Below are 20,874 nucleotides of genomic sequence, written 5' to 3'. Positions count from 1 at the left end.
TTATTTCGAAACAAAAAACAATGCAGCGGTATGAATAAGTTTGACAAAGCTTATCTTAAAATGGCTCTAGAATGGGCAAAACTTTCCTACTGTAAAAGAAAACAGGTAGGAGCTCTTATCGTAAAAGATAGGATGATTATTTCAGATGGTTACAATGGTACTCCCTCAGGATTTGAAAATTGCTGTGAGGATACTGAAGGAAAAACACACTGGTATGTGCTACACGCAGAAGCAAATGCTATATTAAAATTAGCAGCTTCCACCCAATCTGCAAAAGACGCAACGTTGTATCTCACATTATCTCCTTGTAAAGAATGTAGTAAACTTATTTTACAGGCTGGAATTACCAGATTAGTGTACATCAATGAGTATTCTGATGACGATGGAATATCGTTCTTGAGAAACCATGACATTGAAATAATACAAATATCGGATTGTGAACTAAAAAAATAACACAACATGACTTGGGATGAAAAGATTAAGGATTTTGAAATTTTTCTTCGTTTTGAACGAAATTTTTCAGAAAACACACTCGACGCGTACGTACGAGACATCAAAAAATTAAAAGAATACGCTGAAGAAGACCTGGAAAATATGGGTCCTAATATTATTGCATACGAAAATCTGCAAGAATATATCTTCAACCTTTCAAAACAAAAATTCAGTGAGAGATCGCAAGCAAGGTGGATTTCTTCTATAAAAGCCTTCTTTAAGTTCTTACTTGAAGACGAATATAGAGACGACAATCCTGCTGCTTTATTAGAAGGTCCAAAATTAGGACTGTATCTTCCTGATACTTTAAGCCTTCCTGATATTAATAAAATTATCAGTGCGATAGAAATTAATTCAGATTTAGGAAGAAGAAATCAATGCATTATTGAAGTTCTCTACGGATGTGGACTTCGTGTGTCTGAGCTTATTGATTTAAAAATATCTAATATCAATTTCAAAGAACATTACATCAAAGTTAATGGAAAAGGAAATAAAACCCGTTTTGTTCCTTTAGCCGATTATACTGCAGATTTGCTGAAAAGCTACATTAACGAGGTACGTTCAAAAAGCAAAATCAATAAGAAATATGAAGACACTTTATTCCTAAACAGCAGAGGAACATCAATGTCTAGGGTAATTGTATTTCTTATCATAAAAGAATTGACTGACAAAGCCGGAGTAAGCAAGAAAATATCTCCTCACACGTTCAGACATTCTTTCGCTACACATTTATTACAAAATGGGGCAGATTTACGTTATATACAAGAAATGCTAGGACACTCCAGTATTACTACAACAGAAATTTACACCCATTTGAAAACAGAAGAACTTCGTGATGTAATATTAAATTATCATCCAAGAAATAATATTAATTTGGCTCAATGAAAATATTGAAATACTGTCCAAATTGCGGTAAAGAATCTTTACAATGGAACAATGAAAAAAAATGGAGTTGTTCTGATTGTGGTTTTACCTTATACAATAATGTTGCAGGTGCGGTAGCTGTAGTGATAAGATATGGAGATGAAATTTATCTTACAAAAAGAAACCGTGACCCGAAAAAAGGAAAACTGGATCTTGCAGGAGGTTTTGTAGACCCAAAAGAAAATGCTGAAGAAACTTGTAAGCGTGAGCTTTTTGAAGAGCTGCAACTGGATATTGATATTTCAAAATTAAAATATTTAACGAGCCTTCCGAATGTTTATCAGTACAAAGAGATTAATTATAATACAATTGATCTGTTCTACGAATACAATGTTCAGGAGAAATTTGAAGTTAATCTTGAGCTTTCAGAAATCTCTGAAGCAAAATGGATTCCGCTGAATGAATTGAACCTTGATGAGATAGCATTCGACTCTCAGAAGAAATTTTTTGAAACTTATTTAAGTTCAAATTAATAAAAAAACCGTAGAAATTTCTACGGTTTTTTTATTCTAATAATTATTTGATTTTAAAATTTCTTCAAAATAATTAGCCAATAAAGTTCTTTCTGCTTCCGACAAATTAGCCTCTTCATGATACACAATATATCCCGGAAGCGGCATTAATCTAAGCTGAATTGTTTCCACAGATCTTTTCAGTATATTTTGTTTTAAATCTTTATTATAAGTTTCCCACACTGAAAAATTCATACGCTTTCTCCCTTCTTTAATATGACTTCTCACAGACCAAGATATTGGTGCTATAGAAGCATATTTAGGATAAACCGTTTCATCGGAGTGACAATCGTAGCAAGCTCCTTTTATTAAATTAGCAATTTTTTCAGGAGTTTTTTTTGTTTCAATAAAATTAACCTTGTGGTCAACCGGTTTATTCACCTTATCAATAGGTATAAACTGAATCAATGCAAATACAACCAAGCTCCATAATACTACCTTCTTTACCGTTTTCATTATTTTAAAGTTTCTTAACAGGTGTTACAACTGCACTCTTAGACTTCAATTCTTTATTATTAACATCTTGCAAAACTGGTTGCCTTTCTTCTTTATTCTCTTCATCTTTTTTAGACTCTTCTGTTACAACCGAAGGAGTAGCACCAACAGTTCCTTTAGGATTATCAAGCGTTCTTGTATCTTTTAAATCCCAAGTCTCAACAGAATCCCAAAGAGGCCTTACTAATGCTGTCTTATAGTAAACAAAAGCATCTTCTGCAAAAACGTTTTGTTCAAAATCTGCTTCATCCCAATATTTATTCCCATTATTATCAACCAATATCCTTACAATATATTCCGATGGCTTTAAAATATTAAACTTAACCTCATCACTATTTACATATTTCTGATACAATACTTTTTCAGAATTATCTAAAAGTTGAATCCAATAAGGAGCTTGAGGTCTATTTTGAAGTTTAAATTCTAAACTTCCATAGTTTTCAACCTTGTCAATTTCAAAATCGAAACGATAAGGGTCTGAAGTTTTCTCATAAAACGAACTTACCGTTTTACTCGGAACTGTAAGCTGATATTTTTTACCTATTTCAAAATCAGACTGAACCAAAATTTGGTAAGGATTGGTCTCAGAAATTTTCGCTGTAAAATTATGTGTCGTTAGACTATCAGTTTTAAGAGTCCATTTTTCTGGCTCAATTTTATTAATAATATAGTTTGAAGTAATTTTAAAATCCGTTTTAGGAGGCAATAAATTTTCTCCATTATTAGCAATAGTCATTTTATTTTTAGCATTGTGCTTATAGAAAACAGAAACCGTATCCTGCTTTTTATCAGCATCGTAACTAAACTTCAAATTTTCAGTTACTTCTTGCCCTACTTTACTTTTTACGGCATCAAACCATATTCTTACCGTATCTGATTTTAGAGTGTGGGTAATTTTATAGTCCTGAATTTTATCATTTAAAGAAAGAACTTTCACCTCATTGGGGTGACCGTCAAAAGTCATTATAATTCCTCCTTGGGTTTCTTTCATTTCACCATATTTCAAAGGTCTTTTAGAGGGATAAACTTTTAAATTTAATCCGGAAACAGACTTTTCAACATCGACTGATTCTTTCAGAAAACCAACTTTTTCTTTTCCCGGCTCATAGACAGAATTACCATTTTCATCTTCAAATGCAATAATTTTATACTTTCCGGGTGAGAGATAATTTAGTTCAAAATATCCGTCTGTATCCACTTTAGTAATATAATAAGGCTTCTGCTTATAATTAATCGTGTCTTTATCCTGATACAAACCAACTACCAATTTATTTTCTGTAGAGTTTGCCTGTTTTTTGATATTTAACGCATCTTTTACCTCTCCACTGATATATAAATCATCCAATCTTTCACCTGTAGAAAAGGCAAAATTGAAATATTGTAAAACATTTGCCTCATTATTATCTGCAATTGAATTTCCAAAATTAAAGTTATAAGTTGTATTTGCCTGTAAAGTATCTTCCCATTGAATCAAAACATATTTATTGGCAATTCCGGAAGGAAGAATACGCTTAATCTTTTTGATGGGAGGAGAAATAATTAAATTTTTAGTGATATCCTTCAAAGTAACATACTCATCAAAATCTAAACGAAGTTCCCGAATATCTCTAGAAACATTTACTCTGGTTGTATCAATATTTGAACTTAAAAATTTCGGAGCCAAAGAATCTTTAGGTCCTCCGACAGGTGACCCAACTCTTGCACACGATTGCGCAAGGAAAGCCAATATAATTAATATAAGAAATCTCTTCATGAATATGTTTAAGCAAAAGTAAACATTATTCTCCAAAAACTTCATGTTGGTTATTCAAAGTATCTTTATTATCATTCATGACACTATGAAGCTTGTCTTTCTGTATAGGAAAATCTTCGAACAATCCTGATAAAGCCAATGCCGTATAAACTCTATTTGAATATTTATTCCCGACAGCGACAATGGTAACTTTTGATTTCAGTAAATGAGCAAAAACAGAGTTTGTACCATGCCACCAACCGTTGTGATAAGTCAGTTTTTCACCGTTATCAAAAATCTTCATTCTAAATCCTAATCCGTAATTATTCATTCCCGGTTTTTCATTACTGTAGGGAGTGAAAACCATATTCTTCAATTCAGGCTTTAAAAAATCTTTAGAAAACATCGCTTTAGAGAAGTTATACAAATCACGAGGTGTTGTATACACATTTTTATCTCCGTAAATCAAATCTAATCTATCTAAAGGATATAATCTGTTCCCTCCAAAATAAAAAGACTGAGCAGCAGTTGGAATATCCTTTTCCTGAAAAATAAAACTATGCTCCATTTTTAATGGCTCAAAAACCATTTCTTTCATCGCTTGTGGAAAAGGAGTTTTAGTAACTTTTTCTATTAACAAAGCCAATAAAGCAAAATTTGTATTACAATACATAAACCCTGTTTCGGTTTCTCTCGCTAAATCAGGTTTGTATTTGATAATCATATTCAAAATGTCCTGATTGGATAAGAACGGCTTTGAAAGTTCCGCCGGTTCTGGTTGAACTTTTGTAATAAAATATTCGTATTTAGGAAGTCCACTTCTTTGAGACAACAGACTCTGAACAGTCACATTCGGATAAGGAAAACCAGGAAAAAAGTGAGTTAAATTATCAGTTAACTTTATTTTTCCAGCTTCCACCAACTTCATCATTGCCATTGCGGTCATTGTTTTCGAAACCGAAGCCACATGTAGAGGTGTGTTTTTATCAATTGGCATTTGATTTCCTTCTCTTCCGAAACCTCTGTAGTTTTCATATAGAATATCATCACCTTTTGCCACCAAAATTCCTCCACTTAAATCTCCTACTTCCCAAACCTTTTTATAATACTGGTCTATATAGTTAACAAGAGAGGCTTTATTTACAAGCTGATTATCTGTTTTTGTGAAAACTTTCTCCAAATCTACATTTCCGTAATTAGGAAGATTTGTACTACTTTTAGTTAAAGATTCTTTATTTTCAGATTTATTTTTACAAGAAAAAAATAATAAAAAGGCTGATAAAACAAGTACAAAATTACGCTTCTTCATGAGTTTCAAAAATGAACGGCAATTTAATAAAACTCAAAATAAATATTAAATATTCAATTCGAATTATGAATTATTTAACATTATTACAAAAAAGGTCGAAAATAAAGCTATCCTAATTTGTATAAATGAAAATATTATTTACCCAAAAGATGCAATGATTTTATCAACAATCACTTGCGCCAGTTTTTCCTTACTTTGGTGAGTCCATCCTGCAATATGAGGAGTAACAATAGCTTTCTCAGACTTTAAAAGATATTCTAAATCTTCATTTTCTATTTCTAAATTCTCGAATGAAGACTTTTCGTATTCTAAAACATCAAGACATGCTCCTTTTATCTTCCCTGACCTCAAACCATCAACTAAATATTTAGTTTTTACGTTTTTTCCTCGTGCTGTATTCACAAAATAAAACTCATTTTTCATTTCGGAAATAAAAGAATCATCAATTAAATAATGAGTTTCATCTGTCAAAGGAATATGCAAACTTAAAACTTCCGCTTTTTCTTTTAATTCTTCCAAACTCACCTGTGTTGCATATTCATCTGAAAGATTCGGTAAAATATCATGGAAAATCACATTACAACCAAACCCTGAAAGTCTTTTTGCAGTAGCTTTTCCCATATTCCCATAGCCTATTAAACCAACGGTTTTTCCTAAAAGCTCATCTCCCCTGTTTTCTTCACGCAACCAAACACCATTTTTCACTTCTTGAGAAGCGATAAATAATCTATTCATTAAAATCAGTAACATTCCTACAACATGTTCCGCCACAGAATCTCTATTTCCTTCAGGAGAATTAATTAACTTAATACCCAATTTCTCAGCAACAGGAATATCAATATTTTCCATTCCTGCACCAACTCTGGCAATGAATTTCAGATTTTTTGCTTTTTCAAGAAAGTTTTTATCTAAAGGAATTCTACTTCTGATAATAATTCCATCGTAATTTTCAATTTTAGCACAAACCTCACCATAACTTGAAGTAACATCTTCTTCCAAAATAAAGTTTTTCGCTAAAAGTTGTTCAGTAATAAGTGGATGGTTTTTATCTAAAAGGAGAATTTTCATTTTCAAAATGATTTAAGTAAAAAAAGAAATGCCTTTAATCTTGCAAAAGCAACGATACTCAGCAAAGTTTAAAAGCATTTTAGTCTTATAAAATATTTGTTTTATTTCTTGTCTTTGTCAGAATCTTGCGGTTCCTGAAAAAGTTTTTTAAGCTCCACAGACTCCAAAGGTTTCATTCTTCCTGAAAGAATAAGAGATAATTCTTTTCTTCTGAAAGCCGCAGCATACCTTTCTTTCTCTTCTTCAGTTTCCGGTACCATTTCCGGAATTGGAATAGGTCTGTTGAATTCGTCTACTGCAACAAAAGTGTAAATTCCTGCGTTGGTATGAACTTTCGTTTGATTAATCGGGTCATCCAACCAAACATCTACATAAATTTCCATTGAAGTTGAAAATGCTCTTGAAACTTTAGATTCCAACACCACAACTCCTCCTTCAGGAATAGGATGATTGAAAGAAACATGATTTACAGAAGCAGTTACTACCCTTCTTTCACAATGTCTCGCAGCAGAAATAGATGCACAACGATCCATTTTTGCCAAAAGCTCACCTCCGAAAAGATTCCTTAAAGAGTTGGTTTCGTTCGGAAGAACTATATTAGTCATAATTGTCAGAGATTCTGACGCCGTTTTTACTTTTGCCATTTATTCTTAGTGTTCTTGTTTGAAATTGCAGGAACTTTACTGATTGAATCTTTTTTCAGAGAATCTGCAATTTTCATCATTGTAGAATCCATTTCTAGCTTTATGGTATCTATTTCTACAACTTTTGGTTTGCTCAGTTCAGCTTTGATAGAATCCTTCTCTTTCTGGAAAGAAGGCTTCCCAAAAAGAACTTCCGGATCGGTAATTCCCAAATAAGCAATTACCCCAACAGGAAGAATAATAAGTAAAATCCAAACAAAGGATTTCCAAAGCTTATATTCTTGTTGTGGTTTTTCAGACATCCCGGATTTCTCTTTGTTCTTAATATCTGAAATTTTGATTTCTTCCAATCCGTAAAAGTCAGGATGACCGGATTCTATTCTATTTCCGTTAAAATGAAACTCTGAATCTTCAATTACAATCTTTCCAAGGTTAGGAATTTCTAAAAACTGATCTGCCTGAAGTTTCTTTTTCCAAAAGTCTGTCTGAATTTTCAAATCACTTTTTGAAGCCTCAAAAGACATTTGTTTTTGTTCCGCAATAAAAGAAATCAGTTCATCGGACTGAATTTCATAATCAGGAACAAAGGCAATTTTTCTCGCAGGAGGAAGTATACTTCCGTTTTCAGAATTAATAATCGCTTTGGAGTTCTCTAAAGAAAACACGCCAAATTCCGGAACTGTAACAGTACCAAATTGTTTCAGATATTCTAAAATGTAAGCTGAAATATTCATTTGAGGGCAAATTTATAACTTTTTCACGAATTTTTATTGCATTTATTTGTACAAAAGTCTTGAAAATGATATGAATAAAACCTATATTTTTTAATTTATAAACCAATAGTCATAAGATTCATTTTGCTTTTTTAAATTCAAAACCCCAATATCACCATTTTATTATAAAATCATTAATCAAACAAAACATTTAATCTTTAAACATTTCATAATTTTTAAACACATTTTTACATAATACAAAAAAGACTACCGAAGTAGTCTTGAAAATTAAATCTAACATTTTACGTTTATATCAATGCAAAATATTCATAATGTATATTACTGAATTTTCCAGCTGATTCCGAACATGAAGTTCGTACCCGCCTGGGAAAAATAATAGGGCGCACCATCATAAACCGCTCCATTGTTCACATATTTTTTATTAAAAAGATTGTTTATCAACAATTTCAAAGCAATATCATTGTTCTTAATTTTAAACTGATACTGAGCATTAAAATCAGTCAGAAAATAATCTTTTAACTGTAAATTTTTATCTTCAGAATTGTCAAGATACTGTTTACCCACATATTGATTCATCAAAGCAAATTGGAAATTTTTATTAGGAATAAATTTCAAACTTAAATTAGCAATCACATCAGGAGAGAAAGATATTTGAGTATTTCCTAACTTTTTCACCACTGTTTCATTCTCAATCTTAAAATCTAAATTTCTGTTTTGGCTCAAGCTCACATTTCCTGAAAGCTCCCATTGCTTCGTAAGTTTCGCCAAAGCTCCAATTTCCACACCTCTTCTATAACTTTCTCCTGAGTTTGTTCTGATAAAAGCTCCTACATTATTCAATTCTCCGTTTAGAACCAACTGATTTACATAATACATATAGTAGAGATTTGCAGTCAAAGATAGAGTACCAAACTGTTTTTCAATTCCAGCTTCAAAATCATGAAGTTTTTCGGCTTTCACATTATTATCAGCCATCAAATCATCGCGGTTCGGCTCACGTTGCGCATGTGCATACGAAAGAAAGAGCTTTCCATTATTGATTCTATAATTCACACCTGCTTTAGGATTAAAAAACAGCCAGTTTTTTTTCAAATTACCACCTTCATCATCTCCCTCCGTTAGAATTTTGGTATCATAATCGATATATCTAAGCTGTAAATCTCCAAAAAACTCAAAATCATTTACTTTAATCAATGCTTTTGCAAAACCTGCAGCTTCACTTTTCACAGAACGATTTCTGTAATATTCATGCTCATTAATTTCAGGAATAAAAACTCCGCTTACATTTCCAAAATGCTTTCCATAATATTGATTGGCGACAGCTCCGAAATTCAGGTCAAGATTTTCAAATTTCCCATACAATGTTGAAACAATTCCGTAAAAGTCATTATTCAACCATTTTTTTCTGATAAAATCTGAATATTTTTCATTATTAAAATCAGGTAAATTATATCTTGTGAAAGGATTTCCTTGCTTGTAATTTTCATAATACCCTTTACCTTTGGTGTAATGCAAAGTCGTTTCTAAATTCCAACGATTGTTAAATTTTTGTTCCCAAAGCAACTGATAATGATTTTGTCTGTAATTATCTGTTTCATTATCGTAAAAACCAACAATATTTTCCCAATTTGAGTCATAAATAGCTCCCGAATAATTAAACTTCGGGTCAGTCCCCCAAGTTTTTCTGTCTATTCCGTTCCAAGCCTGATACGTTTTTTCTTTTCCGCCAAAAGCCATGAAACGAATTCTGGTTTTCCCTTCTTCAAAAAGAGCTGTAAAATTATAAGAATTAAGTTTTGAAAATGCCCTGTCAATATACCCATCCGAATTGATATGAGTATATCTACCCATTACAGAAAGGCGATTTTTCCAGAATTTTCCAGAACCTATTTCAGCAGAATATTTATAGGTATTAAATGATCCATAACTGTCATCTGTTTTGAAATAAAACTTTTCTTCAGGTTCTTTAGAAATGACATTAATACTTGCTCCAAACGCTGAGACTCCATTATTTGAAGTTCCTACACCTCTCTGAATCACAATTTGGGAAGCAGAACTCGTTAAATCAGGTACGTTTACAAAAAAAGTCCCCTGGCTCTCTGTATCATTATAAGGAACTCCGTTCATCATTACATTAATTCCCCTTCCTGCAACTCCACGAATTCTAAAACCAGTGTATCCTACTCCGTTTCCTGCATCAGAAGTAGAAATAACAGAAGTTTGATTTTTTAAAAGAACAGGTAAATCCTGACCAAGGTTTCGACCATCCACATCTTTTGCAACGTTGATAATTTCTTTGGCAACAGGAAGTCTTTTGGTAAAATTAACAGCTTCAATTTCCTTTATTTTCAAGGAATCGGTATTTTGCGCTTGTACAAAAGCGAAAGAGCCTACGGTAAGCCCTAAAAAAAATAAACCTTTCATTCTATAAATCTTTAAAATTTAATGAATAAAAGGGGCGGATTAAATTAATGTAGCAATTTATTATTTTAACAATCTAACAATCAAATGGTACATTGCTATATTGTTTCATTGGTACATTTTAAATTCCCTAAACAGCATTACCCGTTCCAGGTTCATTGGGTATAATCTCAGCCTGTTACAGCACCCCTTTATTTCAGCAGCGAAATTACAAAAAATATTTTATCTCAAAATCAATACGCATTATTTTGAGAATCAATATAATAATAATTCACCCCATCTTTTGAAACCTCAAACATCTTACCTAATTTCCAGCTAAAATTTCTTTTAATATCATCATACTCGAAAGGAATAATGATTTTATTGTGAATATCAATAACACCAAAACGATCGTTATGAGAAGCTACAATCATTGGGTTTGAAACATCATCTCCTTCCATGATGTGAAGATATTCATACTGAGGATATATCTGATAATCTCTATAATCTTCTGCATTGAAAAACCTTGATTTTTCAATAATTCCATAGAAGCCATTTTTTACATAGCCCTGAAATTGTTGTTCCTTAAATTCTAACTGACATTTTCCTAAATCAGATGTTTTGTACTGATACACTCTTTTTCCTGCCCTGTTGATTCTATAAGAAATCAAATCTTTTTCAACAGTAGCATATTCGTTGGTTCCAAATTTTCTGATTTTTTCATTCGGAGAATTCAAAAGATTACAGTCTTCATAGAAAAAAACGGCAATATGATATTCCGGTTGAATTACAAATTTTCCTTTTTGGTTAATATATCCGAATTTTCCATCCTTTTTTTTAGGAATTAAAGCAGGAAGTTCTTCATTAATTATAGTAAGATCCAGCTCGGGATGAGATCCTCCAGAAACCTTTTTAACAATCGTTTTCTGAGTGTTTTTTATCTGATTTTTTTTAACAATTTTAGCCTGAGAAAAAACAGTAATCGAAACAAATACACAGAAAAGAATAACTACATTTTTCATATTCATCATTTGTCTACAAAAATACAACTAAAAATAGAATTTATAAAATTCATATTTATAAAGAATCTAAATAAATTCACCTCATAAAATATTAAAAATTCGTAATTTTGGGAGCATTTTTGACTGTTTGATAATTTTTGAGAATTCCATTTTATAATCACTTGGGACAGAATATTATCTCACATTAAAAATGTGTAGATTATATCGACTTCAGACTTACAAAAACAGCCTTATATTCTACTTTAAAATTGAAAAGACTTCTATTATTATGAATATTTATCAGGATTACATCCAAGAAATTGAGGAAAGAAAAACACAGGGACTTCACCCAAAACCAATTGACAGCGCGGAATTACTAAGCGCAATTATTGATCAGATTAAAGACACAGCCAACGAACACAGAGCTAATTCTCTAAAATTTTTCATCTACAATACTTTGCCTGGAACAACAAGTGCAGCAGGTGTAAAAGCGAAATTTTTAAAAGAAATCATTCTTGGCGAATCTTTGGTTGAAGAAATCACGCCTACTTTCGCATTTGAGCTTTTATCTCACATGAAAGGAGGTCCGTCAATTGAGGTATTACTTGATTTAGCTTTAGGTAATGATGAAACTATTGCAAAACAAGCTGCCGAAGTTCTTAAAACACAGGTTTTCTTATATGATGCTGATACAGAACGTCTGAAAAATGCATACAACAGCGGGAATGAAATCGCTAAAGATATTTTGGAAAGCTATGCAAAAGCAGAGTTTTTCACTAAACTTCCTGAAGTTGCAGAAGAAATTAAAGTTGTTACTTTCATTGCTGGTGAAGGCGACATTTCTACCGATTTACTTTCCCCAGGAAATCAGGCACACTCAAGATCAGATCGTGAACTTCATGGAAAATGCATGATTACTCCGGAAGCTCAGGAACAAATCAAAGCTTTACAAGCACAACATCCTGATGCAAGTGTAATGTTGATCGCAGAAAAAGGAACAATGGGGGTTGGATCTTCAAGAATGTCAGGTGTAAACAACGTAGCACTTTGGACAGGAAAACAAGCAAGTCCTTATGTACCTTTTGTAAACATTGCTCCGATTGTAGGTGGAACAAACGGTATTTCTCCGATTTTCCTTACAACAGTAGACGTTACCGGAGGTATCGGAATCGACCTTCAAAACTGGGTGAAAAAACTAGACGAAAATGGAAATCCGGTTCGTAATGAGAATGGGGAAATCGTTTTAGAAGAAGCTTATTCTGTAGCAACAGGAACAGTTTTAACAATCAATACTAAAGAAAAGAAATTATACAATGGAGATAAAGAATTGAAAGATATTTCAAAATCTTTTACTCCTCAAAAGTTAGAATTCATCAGAGCTGGTGGTTCTTACGCAATCGTTTTCGGAAAAAAAATCCAAACATTTGCTGCAAAAACTTTAGGAATTACACCTCCGACAGTTTTTGCTCCTTCTAAAGAAATTTCTATTGAGGGACAAGGTCTTACTGCTGTTGAAAAAATCTTCAACAGAAATGCAGTAGGAACTACTCCAGGAAAAGTATTACACGCTGGTTCTGACGTTCGTGTAGAGGTAAACATTGTTGGTTCTCAGGACACGACAGGTTTGATGACTGCTCAGGAATTAGAGTCTATGGCTGCAACTGTTATTTCTCCAATCGTAGACGGAGCCTATCAGTCAGGATGTCATACGGCATCAGTTTGGGATAAAAAAGCTCAGACAAACATTCCTAAATTAATGAAATTCATGAACGATTTCGGAGTAATCACAGCGCGTGACCCGAAAGGTGAATATCATGCAATGACAGACGTTATTCACAAAGTTCTTAATGATATTACGGTTGACGAATGGGCAATCATCATCGGAGGTGACTCTCACACCAGAATGTCTAAAGGTGTTGCTTTCGGAGCCGACTCAGGAACTGTAGCTTTAGCTTTGGCAACAGGTGAAGCATCAATGCCAATCCCTGAATCTGTGAAAGTGACCTTCAAAGGAGATATGAAAGAACACATGGATTTCCGTGATGTAGTTCATGCAACCCAAGCTCAGATGTTGAAGCAATTTGATGGTGAAAATGTTTTCCAGGGAAGAATTATTGAGGTTCATATCGGGACACTTCCTGCTGACCAGGCATTTACATTCACAGACTGGACCGCAGAAATGAAAGCTAAGGCTTCTATCTGTATTTCTCAGGACGAAACTTTGATAGAATCTTTGGAAATAGCAAAAAGCAGAATCCAGATTATGATCGACAAAGGAATGGACAATAAAAACCATGTTCTTCAAGGGTTAATTAATAAAGCAAACAAGAGAATCGAGGAAATAAGAACTGGTGAAAAACCAGCTTTAACTCCGGATGCTAATGCAAAATATTATGCAGAGGTAGTTGTTGATCTAGATGTAATCGTTGAGCCAATGATTGCAGACCCGGATGTAAACAATGAGGACGTCTCTAAAAGATATACACACGATACAATCAGAGATCTTACTTACTACGGAGGTGAGAAAAAAGTTGACCTTGGTTTCGTGGGATCTTGTATGGTTCACAAAGGCGACCTTAAAATTGTTTCTCAAATGTTGAGAAATCTTGAAAAACAAAATGGTAAAGTAGAATTCCAGGCTCCATTAGTAGTTGCGGCTCCAACTTATAATATCATTGATGAATTAAAGGCTGAAGGCGACTGGGAATTATTAGAGAAATATTCAGGTTTTGAATTCAACGATGCTGCTCCGAAAGGCGAAGCCCGTACACAGTATGAAAATATGATGTACCTTGAGCGTCCTGGATGTAACCTATGTATGGGTAACCAGGAAAAAGCTGAAAAAGGAGATACTGTTTTGGCAACTTCTACCCGACTTTTCCAAGGAAGAGTTGTAGAAGATTCCGACCGTAAAAAAGGTGAATCGTTATTAGCATCTACTCCGGTTGTAGTTTTATCTGCAGTAATGGGAAGAATTCCGAGCATCGACGAATACAAAACAGCTGTTGAAGGAATTGATTTAACAACTTTCGTCCCATCGATCAAAGAATTGGTAACGGTTGGTCATTAATAGATTTTGAATTAAGTCAAAGACTTTTTAAATATAAAAGGAAGATTTCTTTTTGAAGTCTTCCTTTTTTGTTCAATTTCAATATCGCTAATTTTACCAACAATTAATTTATCTTTTAAACCATTTATCTAACATTTTTCTTTTACTATAAATATACTGTTGAACCTGTAACTGATCTTCACGACTAAGATTTTCAATTTTAAAAACCTCATTATTCGAATATTTATCTAAATAACCCATTGCTTCAAATTTACGGTTCTCATTTACTCCATTAACCGGTTTTGAAGCCAAAAATTCAAAATACTTATCTAATCTATTCAAATAAATATCTGCTCTATCTTCTGCATCCTTAATATTTTTAGCATCTCGCATGTTGTAACCAACACCATAATTATCATAAAAATAAACACTCCGAAGCGGATCTATATCTAACGGCTCTGATGAAGCATGTTTTTGACAAGAATTGATAAAAACACACAGCATTAAAACAATCGGAATTATTTTTAAAATTTTGTTCCACATTTCTCGTGTATTCAATTCACTTTTTCGACCTTCTATCGTAGGAGAAATATCAAATTCATTTTTTGCAACTTCAAACGCATTTTCAACTTGTTTAAAAACTTTCACTTGAGGAAGCGTGTTTCCATCATTAACAACTTCGACTAAATAATTATTTCCTTTTAATGAAGTAATTTTAAATGCTTTAACTTCTGTTTTCATATAAATTTTTTCTCAAAAATACTCTGAGAAAGCCATAACAAAAAGTCCAAACGTGTCCAATCTTAAAAAGAAAATCAAGAAGAATATTCAGAAAAATCAGAATCCAAATTTTGCAAAAGATGATATATTTGAGAATAGTTTGTGTCTTCAACCAACGGTTTTAATTCTTGAAAAAGAAACCTTTTCTTAGCTAATCCGTTTTCTGATAAGATGCACTTTGCGAGATACATTATTTTGATATAATCATTGTAAAGCAAACCTGTAATATCATTAAAATCATAATCTGTCAATTCAAAATCTTCTGTATTAGAATCTTTATTTGCAACCCAAGCTAAAGCAAAAGTTGTTTTTACAAAAGCCATATTAATTCCAAAAAAATGCATAGCCTCTTGCTTATCTTTCTTAATTGGAAAAGATTTCAAAAAGGGTTTTGCTTTTTTTAAATAGTAATAAGCTATATCATATTCTTCCAACCACAAAAGGGTATTGCAAAAGAAAATAAGCATTTCCTGTTGACTAATTTCTTCTAATTTAGAGTTCTCCAAATCATCAATATAAACTTTAACTATCTTTTGAAAACTTTCCTCATCATCATTTCTTTTTGCAAAAATCAACTTAACTGTATGATAGCGCATTTCGTGATATGGCATGTATTGATGATTTTCACGATAATCTTTATATATTTTATCGAGTAAAACCATTTCTTTAGCCAACTCGCAATCGCCATTCGAAAGAAAAAAACCTAATAATAAGAAATTGTTGAGAGCCAATTTTACAAGAATATTTTTCGTTTGAGAAATTCTATTCATTAAAATGGTTCTAAACCAATCTTGACCAAAAAAATTATAATTGGGTAACCATGCAAGAAAATAATCTGAGCACCAATTATTTTTTTGATAAAGCGAGTAAAAGAATTGTAAATTTTCTTTTTTATAGTAAATAACTTTAGCATAATCATTCAGAGTATCTACAATCATAGTATTTTGATGATAGTCGATGTTGTAGCGTTCTCCATTCTCAAAAAAAACAAGCATATTTTCTATGTAAATTTTGTCTTTATCTGAGATATTTTGTTGATTTTCAAAATTTAGAGAAAAATCTTGCCAGTCAGCAAAACCAACATATTTACAAAGCAATGAAAGTGACGTTAATCCAATTTTTTTGTTTTTATCTATTTTTCCAAAAAACCGTCTTAAAGTCTGAACACTGAGATTTGTATTTTCAGATAATTCTTCAAAACTTTTTATGGAATTTAGTGGCTTTCCAAACCTTTTTTTAACAAAAATTTTTAGTTGCCCTATTATTTCACAATCTGAATTTGACATTTCGTTCTAATAAACTATACTTACGAAGATAAAGAAAATGTATTTGAAACAAATAGCAGCCTTTATTTAAAGTTTCTTTTTACAAATGAAATCACTTTGTTTAGAATGTTTCTATTTAAGAGTAATTATGATTATTTTATCCTATATCAATGAATCAAAATTTATTTTTTGCTTAACTTGATAGTTGAAAATAATATTAATCATTCATCTTATTTATGCCTTCTAACAAAATGTAGGAACAAAATTTGATGAATGTAAATAAGTTATTTTGCTATTAATAAGTGAAAATTTTATTTAAAAAAAATCAAAATAGATATGACTTTCGACATTGACATGATCAAAAAAGTGTACGAGCGTTATCCTGAGAGAATTGCTGCAGCAAGACAAATCGTGGGAAAACCTCTTACCCTTTCAGAAAAAATTCTTTACACTCATTTATGGGAAGGAAATGCTACACAAGCACACGAACGAGGAAATTCTTATGTAGATTTTGCTCCGGATAGAGTAGCAATGCAAGATGCAACTGCACAAATGGCTCTTTTGCAGTTTATGCAAGCCGGAAAATCTAAAGTAGCAGTTCCTTCAACAGCTCACGCAGATCACTTAATTCAGGCAAAAGTAGGTGCAGATAAAGACTTACAAGAAGGAATCAATAAAAACTCTGAGGTTTTTAACTTCTTAAGTTCGGTTTGTGATAAATACGGAATCGGTTTCTGGAAACCTGGTGCAGGTATCATTCACCAAGTAGTTCTTGAAAATTATGCATTCCCTGGAGGAATGATGATTGGAACCGACTCTCACACTGTAAATGCAGGAGGTTTGGGAATGGTAGCAATTGGCGTAGGAGGTGCTGATGCGGTAGACGTAATGGCAGGAATGGCTTGGGAACTTAAAATGCCTAAACTTATCGGTGTAAAATTAACCGGTAAAATGAATGGCTGGACTTCTGCAAAAGACGTCATCCTAAAAGTTGCTGGTATTTTAACAGTAAAAGGAGGTACAGGATGTATCGTAGAATATTTCGGAGAAGGAGCAGAATCTCTTTCAGCAACAGGTAAAGGTACAATCTGTAACATGGGTGCTGAAATCGGAGCTACAACATCTACTTTCGGATATGACGATTCAATGAGAAGATATTTGGCTGCTACAGGAAGACAAGACGTTGTAGATGCTGCTGATAAAATTGCAGAACACTTAACAGGTGATGCTGAGGTATATGCAAACCCTGAACAATATTTTGATCAAGTAATCGAAATCAACCTTTCCGAATTAGCTCCTCATTTGAACGGACCTTTCACTCCGGATTTAGCAACACCTGTTTCTGAGTTTAGAGCCAAAGCTGAAGCCAACGGATGGCCGTTAGAAGTTGAATGGGCTCTTATAGGTTCTTGTACCAACTCTTCTTACGAAGATTTATCAAGAGCTGCTTCTATCGTGGAAGATGCTGTTGCTAAAGGTGTAAAACCAAAAGCTATTTTAGGTATAAACCCTGGTTCTGAGCAAGTAAAATACACCGCTGAAAGAGACGGATTCTTAAATTCTTTCAGAAAATTTGAAAATGCCAGAATCTTCACTAATGCTTGTGGACCATGTATCGGACAATGGGATAGAGAAGATGCTGAAAAAGGAGAGAAAAACTCAATCATTCACTCTTTCAACAGAAACTTTGCAAAAAGAGCTGATGGTAACCCAAATACTCATGCTTTCGTAGCTTCTCCTGAAATGGTAGCTGCTGTTGCAATCTCAGGAAGGCTAGACTTCAACCCAATTACAGATACTTTAACAAACGAAGCCGGAGAGCAAATTAAGCTTGATGAGCCTAAAGGTTTTGAATTACCTGAAAAAGGGTTTGCTGTAGGAGACAACGGATATCAGGCTCCATCTGAAGACGGATCATCAGTTGTTGTGAATGTGAGTCCTACTTCAGACAGGCTTCAGTTATTAGAAGAATTCCCAGCTTGGGATGGTAAAAATATTGAAGGAGCTAAAGTATTAATCAAAGCATTTGGAAAATGTACAACTGACCATATTTCTATGGCAGGACCATGGTTGAAATACAGAGGTCACTTAGATAACATTTCAAACAATATGTTGATTGGAGCTGTAAATGCTTACAATATGGAAACTAACAACGTAAAAAACCAATTAACTGGTGAATACGGTGAAGTTCCTGCTGTACAAAGAGCTTACAAAGCTGCTGGAGTTCCTTCAATTGTTGTCGGTGATGAAAATTATGGTGAAGGTTCTTCAAGAGAACATGCTGCGATGGAACCAAGACATTTGGGTGTAAAAGCGGTATTGGTAAAATCTTTCGCTCGTATCCACGAAACAAACCTTAAAAAACAAGGTATGCTAGGTTTAACTTTCGCTGACAAAGCTGATTATGATAAAATCCAAGAAGATGACACTGTTAACTTCTTAGATTTAGACCAGTTTGCTCCGGGAAAACCATTAACATTAGAATTCATTCATGCGGATGGTTCTAAAGACACAGTTATTGCAAACCACACTTACAACGATCAACAAATTGATTGGTTTAAAGCAGGTTCAGCGCTTAACCTTATCAAGCAACAAGAAAAAAATTAATTGTTAGATTGATTAATCATAAAAAAAGCAGTTTCTATTGAGACTGCTTTTTTATTTTAATTAAAAAATTATGTTTATACATATCTCCTATCGGAATTTCCTTATTATCAACTAAATTCACTTTCTTAATATCAAAATTTTGAATTTGATTCAAATTAATAATAAACGATTTGTGGATTCTGACAAAAGAACTTTCGGGAAGCTGTTTTTCCATTGATTTTAAGGTATCTAAAACAATATATTCCTGCTCTGAAGTTTTTATATTCACATAATCTTTGATGCTTTCAACAAAGAGAATATCTTCAAAGTTGACTCTATGCTGTTGCCCCGAAGCCTTTACATAAAAATAAGAATTTTCGCTATTCTTACTCATCTCAAAACGTTCCTGAGCCTTTAAAATACTTTTATAAAAACGTTCAAAAGAAATTGGTTTTAGAAGGTAATCAATAATATTATATTCATAACCCTCCAAAGCATATTCTGAATACGCCGTCGTCAAAATATATTTTTGTTTATCTCCAAGGATTCTCATAAGATTAATTCCCGTCAATTCAGGCATCTGAATATCTAAAAACACCAAATCACATTCATTTTTTTGAATATAATCTAATGCATCAATCGGGTTTTCTGTAGAAAAAACCAATTCTAAAAAAGAAACTTTTTCTACATAACTTTCCAACAGCAAGATTGCTAAAGGCTCATCATCTACAATTATGCATTTAATTCTATTCATTTCTTAAATCAATTTTCAAATCTACAATAAACTCTGTCTCTGAGCTCTTTATGTTTAATTCATGCTTCTTGGGATACAAAATATTCAGCCTTTTCTTCACGTTTTCAATCCCAATTCCTGAATCTGAATCTTTCATTCTCTCCTTTTTAAAATTTAAAAGATAAAAATGTAAAATTTCATTATTATCAGAAATCTTCATTTGAATACCTTTATCTCTGAAATCACCATGCTTAAAGGCATTTTCAACAAAAGGAACTAAAAGCATAGGTGAAATATTCAATTGCGGATGATTAATATTCTTTTCAATAAGGAATAATTCAGGATTTTTAATTCTCAATTTCTCCAAAGCTATCAAACTATCAATATACCCTATTTCTTTATCTAAAGTAATCGAATTTTCACCCAAATCTTTTGTACTATATCTTAACAATTTACCCAGCTCTTCAATAGCGGGTAGTGCTTTGTCAGATTTTTGATAAACAAGCGAATAAATATTATTTAAAGAATTAAAAATAAAATGTGGATTAATTTGTGTTTTCAAAGCCTGTAATTCTGCTATTTTTTTGGCTTCAATTAATTCTATCTTCTCTCGTTCTATTTTGATGAAATATTTAAGAAACCAAAATATAGTGCTTATGAAAATAGTTGTACTACTGTAAAATATATTATTCAAAAAATAGTTGAGGAAACTTATATTCTTTTGATGATTGTTTAACACATAAAAATCGGGAAGCAGTACCTCTTCCATTAAATACCTAACGACAACAAAGCAAACAACACTCAACAAAAACGCCAAAATAGATTTGTAAAATCTTCTTGAACTAAAAAACTGAGGAACAACAAAGAAATAATTTATATAAAAACAAACAAAACTGGCAATAAAAAAGGTAATATTCAGAATAGTCAATCCAAAATCAGCAGATAGAAAATAAGGTATCACAACTGAACCTATAATGTAAATTGCCCAAAAAAAGAGATGAAGATAAAATAGCCTGTTCATTTTCATAAAACAAAAATAGGCTTTATTAAAAGTATAAAAATAAGATTTAGATAAAACCTTATTTTTTATCGATGAAAGTTCGCTAGTATATTTTCTCTCAAAAAGGAAAAGACAAATTCTCAATACTTT

17 protein-coding genes are annotated in these 20,874 nt (G+C 32.5%); 5 read left to right on the top strand and 12 right to left on the bottom strand.

All coding sequences use genetic code 11. The annotated features are described in order from the left end of the window. Nucleotides 1–30: 30 nt before the first annotated feature. Genes OH806_RS06715 through OH806_RS06705 form a run of 3 tightly spaced genes read left to right on the top strand, consistent with a single transcriptional unit; the run spans nucleotide 31 to nucleotide 1,889 of the window. A complete protein-coding gene (locus tag OH806_RS06715) occupies nucleotides 31–453 on the top strand; it encodes a deoxycytidylate deaminase (protein ID WP_264742899.1) in 423 nt (140 codons plus the stop codon). Between the two features lie 6 nt (nucleotides 454–459). Next, on the top strand, nucleotides 460–1,377 hold the full coding sequence (gene xerD / locus OH806_RS06710) for a site-specific tyrosine recombinase XerD (protein WP_264742898.1): 918 nt from the start codon (nucleotides 460–462) through the stop codon (nucleotides 1,375–1,377). Then, nucleotides 1,374–1,889: an NUDIX hydrolase gene (locus tag OH806_RS06705; RefSeq protein ID WP_264742897.1), complete on the top strand. Its 516-nt coding sequence runs from the start codon at nucleotides 1,374–1,376 to the stop codon at nucleotides 1,887–1,889. Before xerD ends, OH806_RS06705 begins: the two co-directional genes overlap by 4 nt. Before the next feature lie 36 nt (nucleotides 1,890–1,925). Here OH806_RS06705 and OH806_RS06700 read toward each other — a convergent pair whose 3' ends face one another. The 8 genes from OH806_RS06700 to OH806_RS06665 form a co-directional block, all read right to left on the bottom strand. Continuing rightward, nucleotides 1,926–2,384, bottom strand: coding sequence for a heme-binding domain-containing protein (locus OH806_RS06700; protein WP_264742896.1), 459 nt, complete (start codon nucleotides 2,382–2,384; stop codon nucleotides 1,926–1,928). 4 nt (nucleotides 2,385–2,388) lie between these two features. Further along, nucleotides 2,389–4,176, bottom strand: a complete 1,788-nt coding sequence (locus OH806_RS06695; RefSeq protein ID WP_264742895.1) for an Ig-like domain-containing domain — start codon at nucleotides 4,174–4,176, stop codon at nucleotides 2,389–2,391. Between the two features lie 25 nt (nucleotides 4,177–4,201). Next, nucleotides 4,202–5,464, bottom strand: coding sequence for a serine hydrolase domain-containing protein (locus OH806_RS06690; protein ID WP_264742894.1), 1,263 nt, complete (start codon nucleotides 5,462–5,464; stop codon nucleotides 4,202–4,204). 138 nt (nucleotides 5,465–5,602) lie between these two features. Continuing rightward, complete coding sequence (locus OH806_RS06685; protein WP_264742893.1) at nucleotides 5,603–6,532, bottom strand: 2-hydroxyacid dehydrogenase; 930 nt, start codon at nucleotides 6,530–6,532, stop codon at nucleotides 5,603–5,605. 101 nt (nucleotides 6,533–6,633) lie between these two features. Continuing rightward, nucleotides 6,634–7,176: an acyl-CoA thioesterase gene (locus OH806_RS06680; RefSeq protein ID WP_264742892.1), complete on the bottom strand. Its 543-nt coding sequence runs from the start codon at nucleotides 7,174–7,176 to the stop codon at nucleotides 6,634–6,636. Then, nucleotides 7,164–7,910 (bottom strand): HU domain-containing protein, encoded by a 747-nt coding sequence (locus OH806_RS06675; RefSeq protein ID WP_264742891.1) that lies wholly within the window; start codon nucleotides 7,908–7,910, stop codon nucleotides 7,164–7,166. Before OH806_RS06675 ends, OH806_RS06680 begins: the two co-directional genes overlap by 13 nt. A 318-nt stretch (nucleotides 7,911–8,228) precedes the next feature. After that, complete coding sequence (locus OH806_RS06670; RefSeq protein ID WP_264742890.1) at nucleotides 8,229–10,334, bottom strand: TonB-dependent receptor; 2,106 nt, start codon at nucleotides 10,332–10,334, stop codon at nucleotides 8,229–8,231. 230 nt (nucleotides 10,335–10,564) lie between these two features. Then, a complete protein-coding gene (locus OH806_RS06665; protein WP_264742889.1) occupies nucleotides 10,565–11,332 on the bottom strand; it encodes a WG repeat-containing protein in 768 nt (255 codons plus the stop codon). 268 nt (nucleotides 11,333–11,600) lie between these two features. Between OH806_RS06665 and OH806_RS06660 the strand changes: the two genes are divergently transcribed. After that, nucleotides 11,601–14,381: a bifunctional aconitate hydratase 2/2-methylisocitrate dehydratase gene (locus OH806_RS06660; RefSeq protein WP_264742981.1), complete on the top strand. Its 2,781-nt coding sequence runs from the start codon at nucleotides 11,601–11,603 to the stop codon at nucleotides 14,379–14,381. Between the two features lie 108 nt (nucleotides 14,382–14,489). Here the strand turns inward: OH806_RS06660 and OH806_RS06655 are convergent, their stop codons facing one another. Next, nucleotides 14,490–15,101, bottom strand: a complete 612-nt coding sequence (locus OH806_RS06655) for a hypothetical protein (protein ID WP_264742888.1) — start codon at nucleotides 15,099–15,101, stop codon at nucleotides 14,490–14,492. A gap of 74 nt (nucleotides 15,102–15,175) precedes the next feature. Further along, nucleotides 15,176–16,426: a hypothetical protein gene (locus tag OH806_RS06650; protein WP_264742887.1), complete on the bottom strand. Its 1,251-nt coding sequence runs from the start codon at nucleotides 16,424–16,426 to the stop codon at nucleotides 15,176–15,178. 315 nt (nucleotides 16,427–16,741) lie between these two features. Between OH806_RS06650 and OH806_RS06645 the strand changes: the two genes are divergently transcribed. Further along, the gene (locus tag OH806_RS06645; protein WP_264742886.1) at nucleotides 16,742–19,012 is read left to right on the top strand and encodes an aconitate hydratase; all 2,271 of its coding nucleotides are present in this window, start codon (nucleotides 16,742–16,744) and stop codon (nucleotides 19,010–19,012) included. Nucleotides 19,013–19,046: 34 nt separating this feature from the next. Here the strand turns inward: OH806_RS06645 and OH806_RS06640 are convergent, their stop codons facing one another. Further along, entirely contained in the window at nucleotides 19,047–19,745 is a 699-nt protein-coding gene (locus OH806_RS06640) for a LytR/AlgR family response regulator transcription factor (RefSeq protein WP_264742885.1), read from the bottom strand. Next, on the bottom strand, nucleotides 19,738–20,745 hold the full coding sequence (locus OH806_RS06635) for a sensor histidine kinase (RefSeq protein WP_264742884.1): 1,008 nt from the start codon (nucleotides 20,743–20,745) through the stop codon (nucleotides 19,738–19,740). Before OH806_RS06635 ends, OH806_RS06640 begins: the two co-directional genes overlap by 8 nt. Nucleotides 20,746–20,874 lie beyond the last annotated feature (129 nt).

Origin of the sequence: Chryseobacterium oryctis (genome assembly GCF_025971925.1) — a bacterium.
GTDB lineage: Bacteria > Bacteroidota > Bacteroidia > Flavobacteriales > Weeksellaceae > Chryseobacterium > Chryseobacterium oryctis.
This window is presented reverse-complemented; position numbering and strand designations above follow the sequence as displayed.

Bases quoted from the DNA above. Each gene is read 5' to 3' on its own strand.
- OH806_RS06695 (WP_264742895.1), bottom strand. From the start codon at position 4,176: ATGAAGAGATTTCTTATATTAATTATATTGGCTTTCCTTGCGCAATCG.
- OH806_RS06645 (WP_264742886.1), top strand. From the start codon at position 16,742: ATGACTTTCGACATTGACATGATCAAAAAAGTGTACGAGCGTTATCCT.
- xerD (WP_264742898.1), top strand. From the start codon at position 460: ATGACTTGGGATGAAAAGATTAAGGATTTTGAAATTTTTCTTCGTTTT.
- OH806_RS06715 (WP_264742899.1), top strand. From the start codon at position 31: ATGAATAAGTTTGACAAAGCTTATCTTAAAATGGCTCTAGAATGGGCA.
- OH806_RS06705 (WP_264742897.1), top strand. From the start codon at position 1,374: ATGAAAATATTGAAATACTGTCCAAATTGCGGTAAAGAATCTTTACAA.
- OH806_RS06655 (WP_264742888.1), bottom strand. From the start codon at position 15,101: ATGAAAACAGAAGTTAAAGCATTTAAAATTACTTCATTAAAAGGAAAT.
- OH806_RS06685 (WP_264742893.1), bottom strand. From the start codon at position 6,532: ATGAAAATTCTCCTTTTAGATAAAAACCATCCACTTATTACTGAACAA.
- OH806_RS06675 (WP_264742891.1), bottom strand. From the start codon at position 7,910: ATGAATATTTCAGCTTACATTTTAGAATATCTGAAACAATTTGGTACT.
- OH806_RS06700 (WP_264742896.1), bottom strand. From the start codon at position 2,384: ATGAAAACGGTAAAGAAGGTAGTATTATGGAGCTTGGTTGTATTTGCA.
- OH806_RS06660 (WP_264742981.1), top strand. From the start codon at position 11,601: ATGAATATTTATCAGGATTACATCCAAGAAATTGAGGAAAGAAAAACA.
- OH806_RS06690 (WP_264742894.1), bottom strand. From the start codon at position 5,464: ATGAAGAAGCGTAATTTTGTACTTGTTTTATCAGCCTTTTTATTATTT.
- OH806_RS06670 (WP_264742890.1), bottom strand. From the start codon at position 10,334: ATGAAAGGTTTATTTTTTTTAGGGCTTACCGTAGGCTCTTTCGCTTTT.
- OH806_RS06665 (WP_264742889.1), bottom strand. From the start codon at position 11,332: ATGAAAAATGTAGTTATTCTTTTCTGTGTATTTGTTTCGATTACTGTT.
- OH806_RS06635 (WP_264742884.1), bottom strand. From the start codon at position 20,745: ATGAACAGGCTATTTTATCTTCATCTCTTTTTTTGGGCAATTTACATT.
- OH806_RS06650 (WP_264742887.1), bottom strand. From the start codon at position 16,426: ATGTCAAATTCAGATTGTGAAATAATAGGGCAACTAAAAATTTTTGTT.
- OH806_RS06680 (WP_264742892.1), bottom strand. From the start codon at position 7,176: ATGGCAAAAGTAAAAACGGCGTCAGAATCTCTGACAATTATGACTAAT.
- OH806_RS06640 (WP_264742885.1), bottom strand. From the start codon at position 19,745: ATGAATAGAATTAAATGCATAATTGTAGATGATGAGCCTTTAGCAATC.